The sequence below is a fragment of the Bacteroidota bacterium genome (assembly GCA_005882315.1).
In the GTDB taxonomy this organism is placed as follows: domain Bacteria; phylum Bacteroidota; class Bacteroidia; order Chitinophagales; family Chitinophagaceae; genus VBAR01.
Window position 1 is genome coordinate 746,594 of the sequence record VBAR01000003.1, and the last position, 12,638, is coordinate 759,231.

At 37.7% G+C, this 12,638-nt stretch carries 7 protein-coding genes; all 7 read right to left on the reverse strand.

Annotated elements, in window-relative coordinates:
* Nucleotides 1–404 precede the first annotated feature (404 nt).
* The 7 genes from E6H07_16785 to E6H07_16815 all read right to left on the reverse strand — a co-directional run bounded on the left by E6H07_16785 (nt 405) and on the right by E6H07_16815 (nt 12,381).
* Nucleotides 405–1,019, reverse strand: a complete 615-nt coding sequence (locus tag E6H07_16785) for a hypothetical protein (protein ID TMI63054.1) — start codon at nt 1,017–1,019, stop codon at nt 405–407.
* A gap of 181 nt (nt 1,020–1,200) precedes the next feature.
* Nucleotides 1,201–1,671: a hypothetical protein gene (locus E6H07_16790; protein ID TMI63055.1), complete on the reverse strand. Its 471-nt coding sequence runs from the start codon at nt 1,669–1,671 to the stop codon at nt 1,201–1,203.
* Nucleotides 1,672–1,680: 9 nt separating this feature from the next.
* Nucleotides 1,681–6,117, reverse strand: a complete 4,437-nt coding sequence (locus tag E6H07_16795; GenBank protein TMI63056.1) for a hypothetical protein — start codon at nt 6,115–6,117, stop codon at nt 1,681–1,683.
* 34 nt (nt 6,118–6,151) lie between these two features.
* Nucleotides 6,152–6,493: a hypothetical protein gene (locus tag E6H07_16800; GenBank protein TMI63057.1), complete on the reverse strand. Its 342-nt coding sequence runs from the start codon at nt 6,491–6,493 to the stop codon at nt 6,152–6,154.
* A gap of 17 nt (nt 6,494–6,510) precedes the next feature.
* Nucleotides 6,511–9,786 (reverse strand): hypothetical protein, encoded by a 3,276-nt coding sequence (locus tag E6H07_16805; protein ID TMI63058.1) that lies wholly within the window; start codon nt 9,784–9,786, stop codon nt 6,511–6,513.
* 15 nt (nt 9,787–9,801) lie between these two features.
* Nucleotides 9,802–11,235: a hypothetical protein gene (locus E6H07_16810; GenBank protein TMI63097.1), complete on the reverse strand. Its 1,434-nt coding sequence runs from the start codon at nt 11,233–11,235 to the stop codon at nt 9,802–9,804.
* 396 nt (nt 11,236–11,631) lie between these two features.
* Nucleotides 11,632–12,381, reverse strand: coding sequence for a response regulator transcription factor (locus E6H07_16815; protein ID TMI63059.1), 750 nt, complete (start codon nt 12,379–12,381; stop codon nt 11,632–11,634).
* Nucleotides 12,382–12,638: the final 257 nt, after the last annotated feature.

Sequence of the window (12,638 nt, forward strand, 5' to 3'; positions counted from 1 at the left end):
CCATATGAATTATAGGGCTTGCCGGGAAAATATTCAAGGTTCAGTATTTCTATCATCAGGTTTTGAGTACCTGTTTCATTTAAAGGGTATTCATAATTACCAAATAGCCCAAAACCAATTTTATAATTTTTCGAATTCTAACGATTATTTTGGATACAGCTAACTGGGACTGAGCTGAAAAGGAAATAATAAAAATTAAATCCAAAAGAAATGTTTTTCTCATAGATCAATTTTGATGTTTGGCATTATCTGCTTTGTACTTCACTCCCGGGGTCTCGCATCTGCATTCCTTTTGCTTGTGTCTCCTTCTAAAATAAAATCTACTATCCGTATTGTTTCCAGTCTATCTGGCTAATTAGATAAAAGGAGAATATAATGTTTGTAAGAATAAATAAAACAGTCAGTTATGCAATCAGTGCCCCTAGTTTGTTTTTCCTTTCCGGCCATTTACCGAACTCTTGAACATATTCTTTCCAGTGGTCTCGGTGTACAAATACAAAGTACTTAATCAATGATAATACAACTACTACAGCGAAGCTTACTGTAGCTAAACGATTATCAGGAACTAAGTCTTTTTTCATAAAGACCTTATAGTAAACCATGCCTGATAACAGCACCCAAATTTCTAATATCAACAATGAAAAGATGGCTTTCCAATCACTCCACCATACAGAAGGTGCTCGTTCCCAAAACTGGTATTTGCTGTCCTTTGCATTAACAAGAAAAGGCTGTAATCCTTCTCTATTATTTTTCTTCATATTCTCTTTGATTGCCTGTGCTGTATGTTTCAAAAAATCACGTTGAACATCTTCTCTTTTTTTACCAGCCCTCAACTGCCAGATAATATAAATATGATTCGGTATAAGAACAAACGCATAAATAATTACCCGTTGGTCATTTACCAGGAACCGCATACTCTCTATTATAATATCCTTGTATTTATCGGGTAGCAATAATGGTTTCCATTCCAGGTTAGTAGCTGTAAAGAAATGAGCATACTCGGTAATGCTTTCACGCATAAATTAATAGTTTTAAAACCTGGCTATTGCAAATTAATAAAACTATTAACCTGTTTTATTGGTGGGCTATACATAGCCCTGCGCCTCACGCCAACAACGGCGTGAAAGAATATATTTTATACGCTCTTGATGATTTGATAAAATCCGCTAAGCTGCAAGCTCTGTAAAATACAAAAGCCCCTTAATTGGGGCTTTTGCTATAAACGACAATATAAGTTTCTCCATATTCTGTAAACCGCTCTACAATCATTTCTCTATCCGGGAATAAAAGATTGCAATTTACTTTCCAAGCTTTTATTAACACCTTGGTTAGTTCTTCAATTTGCAGTTCTTGCTGTTCCGTGCTGACTTGATTAATATGGAAGTAATCAGCCACATCATATAAGTTGCAAAACTTTTCAACTAAAGAAATATCCCCATTAAATTTATCATACCATTGATTAAATATCGTTTCATCATACCGAAAATCTATAATTATACACCCTTTCTTTTCAATAAATGTTGGAAAGAAAAACTTCGTAAATGCTAAAGCCGCATTGGTATCATAAAACTGATTGAGATATGAGCAAATTGTCCAATTCCCCTTATTCGCATTCTCCCATTCAGAATATTCATTAAGAACATTTAATTTAACATCAATTAATGTAGCCATAAATCGTTTTTAATTGCTTCCAGGCGGGGTTTCGGCTGGCATAGCTTTTTTAATTTTGTAACCATTGATAAACTTCTGTCCAGTATTCGGGTTTGTGTTATAATTGGGCACTTTCTGCGTAGCTCCGCCAACCCCATGTCGACTTCCTCCACTGCTAACTTGAACTTGCTTTTTAATAACCCCATTACTACCATATGTAGAATATTTAGTCGTCTTTCCAGCAGCATCAAATGCTTCTATTTTACTTGAATTAGGTATTCCTGTTGATTGTGGGGCATTCTTCGCCTTAGTAGACGAAGTAACTAAATTTGAAGGTTTAGACGCTGTACTTGTAACAGTGTTTATTTTTGAACTATTAGCCGCCGCACTAGCCCCGGCAGTCAATACAGTACTTACACCCGCATCTGCATAACCCGCTATTGTATTTGCTTTTTGTTCTGATACGCCTGCTACCTGCAAGCCTTTACTTATTCCCTGTTCTGTAAATGACTGCGTAGACTTACCTGTCCAAAGCTGTGTAAAACCAGAGGTTGCAACATCAGCTCCGTGAACGACTGCAGCACCTCCCGCAACTGCACCTATTCCTGTCCAGGATGTTGCCGCACCTCCTACAGCACCAACAACCATTTCAACAACACCACCAACTGCTTTTATTCCACCCCAAATTCTTGTTCCTAAACTTGGAGGGTCGTCTGGGCCACCGTCATCAGGTTCGTCACCTAATGGGTCGCTGTATGTAATTGGATTATCGTAATTAGATGCATAAGGAGACCATTGCTCCATACTTTCTATCTCTGGGTCAACCTGCCACCATCTTCCTGTTTGAGGGTCAAGTTCTCTGAAAAAAGCATCGTAAGTATTTAAATCAAAATCATTCTCAAATTCTATCCCGTTGTATTTTCTTTTATTTTCTAAACTGCCCGCTGCCTTAGAAGATATACCCGCCATCGTCAAGCCAAATGGATAATAATGAGTTTCCTCAAGTAAAGGTCCACGAATATGCGTTACCTGCAAATTATCAAAGAACACATCAATGTTTGGAGTCTCATTGCTTACATAAATATACAAATAACCGCTTTTATTGATCTCTAAATTTGTTCTGTTATGTGTGGTATACGCATTACTACTACCTACCTGCTCAAAACCCGAACTGCTGCTATAGTATTTAAACTGTTCATCCAGGCAAACCCAGTTTATAAATGCTTTTGGCTTGCTGCCGTCGTAAGATTGTGAGTTTATAAAACTTGTTGCAGCCGCACTGCTCAGGCCACCGCTTGTTAATTCTGCCGCTGTAGCATGTCCCGCACTTACTGGACCAATACCATTACTTAATGCAGCGATCAAATCATTTACCGGGCTCACTGGTGTACCGGGTGAACTGCCACTGTTCCACCAGCTGTTTACATTAAGGTTAAACTTATCACCCGCCATCACTTTTAATATAATCGCAGGGCCTATTTTATTTCCGCTTCCGTTTACTTTCGCTACTTTGACATTACCTGCGGGTGTATTTGAAGGATAACCACTACCTGTTGGAGCATCAATTCTTGTTGAAGATAAATTGCTATAATAGGTTTCTTCAACAGTTGCATTAGCAATTTCCATTGTCGCTGCGGGGTATGCATCGGTTTTTTGTTCTTCCGTCAATATCATTCTTACATTACCCAGATGGTCTTTCAGCATATAATCATAGGCAAAACCGGTTACAGCATTTGGATCAGCTGCATTATTAAACAATGACCTGATGCGGCCTTCTTCATGGCCTGTAAACTGCAGTTTGTATGTATAGGCAAGCGTTGAAAGATTTGCATTTGTATATGATTTACTTTCATACACAAATCCATCGATGTAACTGGTAGTGGTGGTAATATCAGTAGTATAGTTGGTGTTGTTCGACGTTATCGTTACGGCGGTTTCGGTTGTTGTCTTACTGAGTTTATTGCCTGATGCATCGTAGGTATAGTTTATAGTGCCTCTTATAGCACCACCTGTTGTTCTTACCGTAATAGTTTGCGGCAGGTTCAGGCAATTGTATACAATGCCGTCATTACTGCTGTTGCCAATGTCTTTATTGTAATCACGTACCATATTACCATTGGCATCATAAACATAGTCAGTTATACCGGCTATATTAGGTAATGTTTTAGTTGCATTTTGGGGGTGCAGTGTTGATGTGCGGAAATCGCCCAGCTTTGTTGTTGGAAGATTTTCTGCATCCACCACAGTTTTCAACCTGTTGCTGTTTGTATAATAATCATAGGTAAGGTTATCTATTATTCCTGTGGGTGCACCGATCTTCCAGCCATATTGTGTCATGGCTCTTATGTTGCCATTTGCATCATAAGCAGAAGTAGGTTCGGATCCATCGCCCATCAGCACATTATATTTCATAGTTGTGCTGTTCCAACTTGCATTTGCATCATCCTGTTCAAATACTCCTTTCAATATTCTGTTTGCTGCATCATAAGCAAAATCATACTTGCGTTTTACATCATCACCATCGCTTTTCCATATCATACCCGTGATATTGCCATTGAATAAACCACTGCCCTGGTAGTTGCGGCCGGATTGATTGGTTATTTTATCGTAGCCCAATTCAAATCCAAATTTTGTTGTTCCGCTTTGTCCCGTTGATGCCAGGTAACTACGGTTCATACCCAGCATCCAGCCACGGATATTATAGTCATAGCTAAGACTTTCAAGAGTGTTTGCCCCTAATGTTTTTTTGTTTAACTGGCCAAGTTTGTCGTATTCATTCTGTACAATTAATTGTTCGGGTTTAGTTACCGTTGCTCCATTTACAGTGCGGCTTATTGTTTTTCTTACATTTTTAACTCTGCCCAGATGATCATATTCCATTCTGGTAACCGCAATATGTTCTTGTGAAGGTGATGAACTTGTGTACTGCCTTTGTATGTTAACCAATGGCTGCCCGGACCAACTGTATTGTGTGGTTAACATATCCGTGCCTCCGGTTATGTTTTTACTTTGTACCTGTATCACTCTTCCTTTAGCATCGTAAAATGAAATAGAATATAGGTAAGTAGATGTACCGAGTACTTTTATTTTGCTGCCAGTCATCATTCCTTTTAACTGGTTTGATTTAACATTTGCCTGTGCATAAGGCCAGTCTACGTTTGATACGGATTGAAAATAGGTATCGTATCCCGTGTTGTAATTTGAACTGAACGGATCTCCGTTTGCGGCAAGCCAACTGTAATCATCATAAAATGTTTGTGATAAAATTTCCCATGTACCTGAAAGGGAAGGATAAGCAGTGCTGCTATAGGCAGCAGAGCGGTGATCAGCAGCACTCTGACTGTTATTCCATAAACCGGTTTCTTTCGGACGGTTGAGTTCATCATACAGGGTATACATCCATTTCACGGTACCTGTTCTCATATTTGCATCTTGTGTCAACACCAAACGATCTCTTGCGTCATATATCATATACACTTCATTTGCTCCAGGTACTTTTTTTATTGTCATCCTGTTTCGCTGGTCATATTCGTAACGGAAGCATTGTTCGGCCAGATAAGGGCTTAAATCCCAGTTAACAACCGGCTCATTCATAAGTTTTATAGCTTGTGGCTGAATGACACATCTAAGGTTATTCAAATCATCATAGATATAATAGGTGCAAAGCCATCCCGGATAGCCGCTGCCGGTACCGTCGTCCACTGTGGCCGTTAACTGTACCTTCTTAAGAATTACTTTCCCCTCCTTGTCTTTAAATTCTATTACCTGCTTTTGGTGTTCATCGACGGTTACATTTTTATATAACTCTCCGGCGGGGTATGTCCCGCTTATTGCATAGGTTCCAAAACTGCCGGATACATCTGTAACATTCCATTTTTTTACATCATCAGTTGCCGTATTTATCCAATATTTCATTTCTACGCCGCGGCTTGCTCCGGTCCAGCTATTACCGGGAGCCATAGTTTTTTCAACTCGGTTTAATGGCGATGCCTCATAGTTTGTCTGTCCGTAAAAAAAAGTTTCTCCCTGTGAACCATATTGCGATGTCATAAATGTTGCCTGTTGCTGAAATGGATCCATTTTAAACAATCCGTCAGCCGTGGTGGATACAGTGGGCAAATATTTAAATCGTTCCCTTCCAAACTGATCATACTCAACCATAATTACCATATCTTTTTTTGAACTGGTAATTGTTTCCAGCGAGCCCTCTTTTATAACCGTTTGCAATGGCCTGCCTAATCCATCTACATATGCTGTAGCTTGTTTTACATCCTGCAAAGACCTTGTCATAAGAGTATTGGGGTTTTGTTCAGGGGCAGTGGCCTCCCATGTACGTACATAGCTAACGGGTGTATTAACTAAGTAGTCTGCCGGAACAGGACGAGGTGTTTGTCCATATAATAATATATGCAGGTAAGTGCCTATCACCAGCAATACAATTTTCTTCAATAAATTATTTCTGTGCATTGCAAACAGTTAAAAGGTTCAGATAATTAGTTCATCAATTATTGTTTACCAGGTATCTTTTTTTCTGCAAATACAGACTGTATTGATTCGAAGTCAATACATTTCTGTACATTGAATCACGGCTATTTTCTACCCGTTGTATCATACGGCCCAATGAATCGGTGTTGGCGTATTGCTGGCGGGCCTGTGTTTTCAGGTCATACAATTGCAGGTTGATATTATAGATCTGTGTCTTCTTCTGTTGGCTAAGCCCCAGCGAGTCTTTCATCTTTTGTGCTATTTTATCAGCCAGTTCCATGGCAGTTGTAGTCTGACCATTTGCTTTGGCAACAGAGAGAAGAATAAAAATAATGATGTAAAAAAATGTATACTTCATAACTTATTTGTTTTATTTTAAGATTCACTAACACTACAATCCCATTGCTGATCATGAAGTTCAGTATAGTCTTGTGACCAGGCACCATCACTCCATTCCCAATGATAAGTGCAAACCCATTTATGAATTGACACATCAAAATAGTAGCCGGTAAAGATTTTCCAACCGGTTTGACAAACTCCGTTTACACAATGTTTATTCGGTGCCGTCCATTCGCAATTAGTGTAGGTGCATCCGGGAGGCGTACAAGTACCATTGGCATTTGCATAGGCTTGTCCATTGGCTGTAATATCCGCTTGCGCTTTTGCGTCTGCATCGGCCTGGCTGATGGTTGACATATAAATATTCACGGGCACGGTATAGGTTACTGTACTTCCAAGATATCCCGATGAGCAATTGTTGCGTGTAAAGCTTTGGCTTGCCGCTGCATTGTAATAAATATTGCAGGCTGTTGTTTGTCCAGAATAATTGTAACAGATTTTTTTGAGAATGTTGTTATCCTTATCCCTAATTAAGATAAGACGGTTAAAATTATCGTATTCGTAATAGATTGTCCTGCCATTAGGATCAGTTTCACTCGTAATGCCAATAAGTGATTTATAAGTGTAGGTAGTTACAAAACAGTTTGCAACTGTTCTAAGCTTATTTAGCTCCGTTCTCATATCACCATCAGTAGTGGCAGAATTATTTATTATCGAAAGATTAATACCGCTTTGATTTACTATGTCAGCATACGTTTTATTTAAAATTTTTGCGACCGGATACTTCTGTCCATACCCCCAGATATAAGATGTAACGATTCCGTCTTTTCCGGTTGCTTGCAGCATATTACCTCTATTATCATAGTCACTAATCATGGCCTCTGTTTCAAGAGAATTACCTAAATTCGACTTTTGAATTGTTGATGGCAGAATTAATGAATTATTATGCCAAGTTGAATAGTTAATTTTTGCCTTACTTAACTCTTTGCTTAAACTCGTATTTGTTTCCGTTTGTTCTAGAACAGAAGCCACCATATTTCGGATTACCATTTCATCGTAAACAGGTGTTCCGATAAAATCGAAAGAGTGCTTTAATGTCGAGGTAATAGTTTCCCCTTTAGAATTTTTTGAAATTATTTTAGTGGCAATCGAAGGGTATTGAGAATTTTCATAGAAATATTCCTTTGTAGTTACGACCTCAGTTAAGGTAACATAATCATAATATGCATTTGTAGTTTTTTTTATTCTTCGCCCCCCTGAATGATAATAACGATCTGCAAAATTAAAAACATTGCGTCCAATCATAGAAGTGATCTTATCATATGAGGAAATAATATGAGGACAATTTTGGTTGGTGGTGTTAATTTTACATTCAGGTGTTATCCATCGTTCCATTAAGAAATCCCTGATTGTTCCCAAAGAATAATCTTCATACTCATATACCTCTGATTGCCCGCCCGTACTTCCAACAATTTCTTTAGAAGTTAAATTTCCATATACCCAGGGCTTATAGTTATTTGCAAAAGTTTTATAGTACATTCTATTGGGAGGACTCGATGAATACATTCCTGCAGGGTAATTAATTTCTTCATACGTATAGGCGGGTTCATTATCGTATGTGTAAACTATTGATCCATTATTGTCAGATTCTGAAACCCATCCATATCCTATTGGGGATCCCTGAGGTGAATAATCGATGCTGGGATTTTCTGTCATTATTACTCTTCGTGCCCAAGGATTATTAAAATCCATCAAGGATGTATTAATACAATACTCTTCTGAGGGTGTTATTTCAGTAGCACCAGAGCCATAAGAATAATTCTTTTCGTAAGCAATTTCGTTGGCGGTAGTATAGTTAGTAATTTTCTTAATTCTTAACCCCCCTACAGGCACATTAGAAGAATTTTTATTTCCTTCATAATCGAAAACGGTATAACCACCAGTTGGATAAGTTATTTTATCCAGCACATACGTTTTTGTGTAATATTCAGAAGGAGTTTTTATAGCGTTGCCTCCTATATTAATGTAAAAAGGAGGACCGTATTCATCCCGGCTCATAAACCCGGAATACTGAGATATTCGGGATGTTTGTCCGTTGTCTCCATTGTAAAAACCCCAGTAATCCTTGGGCGTATTTAGCTGAAAAGGCGTTGGCTTTGCATCCTGAAAATTCTCTCTAAAATAATTGAAGGAATAGGTTTCATTTGTATTGTTAAGAGCATCAGTAACTGTGATAGATTGCAATTTAGAACTGGATAATGGATCAAAACCTGAATAGGCACTTGGGAATGGAGTAATGTTAAGAACGATTTTCTTTATTACTTGACTCGAACCATTTAATACCTCGATAGAATTTAACATCTTTGTACTTGCATCCAGATTAAACCGCACACTCCCTGACCGAAAAAATATTTGACTTATAAAAGAAGTGTAATTCTTCATCAAGTATGACTTAAGCTCAAGACTTTCACCCCATATCCTTGAGTTTGCAAAATTCTCACTAGTGTTACTCAAATTATCATCCCACCAATCATCAATTGAGTAAATATGATAGTATCGATTGATTACAAAATTTTGGCCCTGTTGATATGAAAAAGAAACGATATTATTTGGATCAATCGCCGATTTGATCGCATTTAAAGGGAATGCAGTTGCAGCATTTTTTGTAAAGCTGCTAACAGGATCCGAATATTCAGTAAATTCAATTCCTTCTGGGCCAAAACTGTATTCAAGACCCTTTTCATCTAAAATGTTATAGGCTACGCCTGAAAGCTTCAATGAACTTTTATCTAAAGCAAATGCGCCAGATTGCGCAAAAATATATTTTGCTGATTTTCCTAAAAAATTATAGTTCCAAATATCGTATTCATGATCATACATTATACCCTCATCCAACTCATCGAGGAGTAGTGCAACAGGTTCATCCGACCAGTTTAAATTTTGTGCAGGCTGTGCTGGAATCATAAACGACTTCGTTTCATCCGGAAATCCCTGGACAGTTCTTGTTAACATTCCGCCTACATTCAATGTCCATCCCAATCCTACAAATCCCGACACATCGTCCGATTTGCACCCTGATGCATGATAATTTAATGTTATAGGAACTTCAATATCTCCTTCACTAATCGTAAAGAGTGGAATTGAAATAGACGGTATCCCCGTAAAATTATTTACAGGATAGTCTCCATAGCGTTGAAACTGCATTGCAGTTGGAGATGGCAACATCACATTTGGAAGTTTTGTTTGAATTTGTGCTGAGATTGAATATCCCCAGACAATATAGAATCCAAAAATTGATATTTTCTTAAGCATTGTATCTTGAATTTTTTAAAAATTATATCCAACTCTAAAAACAAATGGATGCGTCCTCGGAACCTGCTGATAACTCAAAAAATCCCATAACAACTGAACCTTTGTTTTCTTAAATATTTTGCTTTTTACAGAAACTACTTTGCTCATTCCTATCAATCCACTTACCTGCCACGCAGAATAATTTTGTAATTGGTCGATTGATTTAAAAGCTTCTTTGTAATTCTGTTCATAACCTCCGCTGATCCAGAAGGAACCTTTTATTTTCCAATCAATAAAACTTCTGAGACCAACGCCCTGGCTGCTAATTTTCATATGATCCCATCCACTCCCCCATCCGAATTTGTAGGAAGCTCCAATCCCGATAATACTTTTATCATTCAGCTTATATCCAACTGAAAGACCGATATCACTGGTAACAGGGAAAAAATTTGTTGCTCTTTGTGTTTGAAAATTTGTACCGATCTCCATTCTTTTCCAGAAACTTTTTGTTTTCTGATCATTTGGTTTAAATCCTTCTGGCATAATATCCTCACTGTTGCCTCCACCCATCTGCATCACTTTATCCTTTAACTGCTGTATTTGCGATTGTGCCTGTTGTAAATTATTTTGAAACTGCTGTTGAGCATTCGGACCACCTGCAGATATTTGTTGTTGGATCAGGTTGTTTACAGAAGCCCTTGTTTGCAATCCGGCAAGGCTCGCAACATAGTTGGGGTCGGTTGGATCACCAGGCATGCGGAATAGTGAAGCAAGCATGCTATTCTTCGCCATAAAATCTTTGAACACCTTTGTTTTACTTAGTAGCTCTATAGCTTTTTGTTCAATCTTCTTCGGGTCATTGAGTATTTCTTTATACTCTTTAACTTGTGCTGAATAATAATAAACTTGTTTATTGATTTGTTTCAGTTCTTTGACGAATCCAAATTTGCTAAGCTGTTCTTTTAAAAATTGTCGTCTCTCTTTTAAAAACTGTTTTATTTCCTCGGCTTTCTGTAATTGGTTTTCCAGCCCTTTAACTTTACTTAAAGCTTCATCCAATTTTTCTTTTCCCTCTTTGATATTTGAGATCAGTTCAGGATTTTGTTGAATGAATTTTAGAGAGGTAGCAAGCGTATCGAGAGAAGGAATATAATTTCTATAAGCAGGGTTCTTTAATTTCTCCTGTAGCGCTTTATACTTTTCATCTGACTTGGCGAAAATTTCTTTTGCTGCTGATGAATCAATTTTTGAGAGCTTCTTCATCATCTTGGCTTCCTGCTTCTGTAATTTTTCTAATGCCTTTTGCGATTTCTTATCCAACTGTTCTTCGATCGCCGCTGATTTAGCTGAAACTTTTTCAAGATATTTTGCAGGTACTTTAATTGAAGAGTCTAAAACCTGTCCGTAGGTGGTTTGGTAACCTACAGTAGTTAAAAGGCAAAGCAATATAGTTACAACAGGTTTTATCATCATAAAACTTATGAAATAGTTATACTGTGACTCTTCAGTTCATTAAATTAATTGTATTATCTACATCTATCTGTACTAGTACCATCTTATCCCTTTCGATCAAAAAAAAGAAAACTGTTTAGTTCACTGCATGCGCTAAACAGTTTTCTAAAATAGAATAGACAGTTAGTACGGATCAAATGCTTTCATGTCAAAATTATTTGAAGCGATGATCGCAAAAAAGCGACATTCAACAACTGGTTGATTATAGCGAGAAGTGGTTGAAAGCATTCATGTAACGAATTCCAGAAGTTGTGATAAAAACCAGGAGGATAAGATAAGAAAGCGCAAATTTTATATAAACTCTAACTTTAATTAATGGCGAACTCGGGCAACAAATAGCTATGATCAGAACTACTAATTTGTTGTAAGCCAGGAAAGAAAATCTACCTTCTTTCTGCGACTGACCGGAATACGGTGATGCTGATTGATAACAATTTCTCCTCCTTCCCCACGTATATAATTTCGAATATATTGGCGGTTAATAATATAGGAATGATGCACTCGGAAAAAATCATAATCCTGCAACAAATTCTCATATTCGCCAAGGTTCAGAGATGAACATATTGTTTCTCCATTTTCATGACCAATAAAAGTATAGTCCTTCTGCGCCTCGCAATACATTATTTGGTCAACGTGGAGAAGGCGATATCCATTTAGCACAGGAATAGCAACGTGCTTAGATTTCTGCCGCGGATTTTTAAGGTTCTCAAACATCGAATTAAAATGCGATTCGTTTTCTAAATTAATGACCCTCTTTGCCTTTTCTACAGCTTTTTGCAGATCCTCTACCGCTACTGGTTTTAAGAGATAATCGATCGCAGAGAATTTGATTGCCTGTATTGCATGTTGATCAAATCCCGTGACAAAAATTACCTTGAAGGGGCAATTGGTGAACTTGCTTAGTAGATCAAAGCCAGTGGCGTTTCCCATATCTATATCAAGAAAAATAAGTTGGGGTTTAAGAGTAAGAATGTCGTCAAAGGCTTTTTCAACATTGTCACTTTCTCCTACGAGTTCAATATCCTCAGCGCAGTATTTGGTCAAAAGGATTTTCAAATTCTCTCTTGCTCTTCGCTCGTCGTCGACAATTATGGTTTTCAACATAGAATATTATTATACAAAATATATAGAGGAACTGTTGTAGCGGATTACACCGGGTAGCAAACCATCTTTAACGAAGAAATTTCTTACAGGCTCAAATTGTGTTGAGGAAACCGTTCGAAGTAAAGGTAAAAGCAAGAATTTGAGAGACGCACTGACCACAGATAAATCACTTTAACTAATTCAATAAAAACTGGCGGCAAATATATTATCAGGCTGGCTAATAGTTACAATTCTGTAAATCTGAAATGTCAAAACGC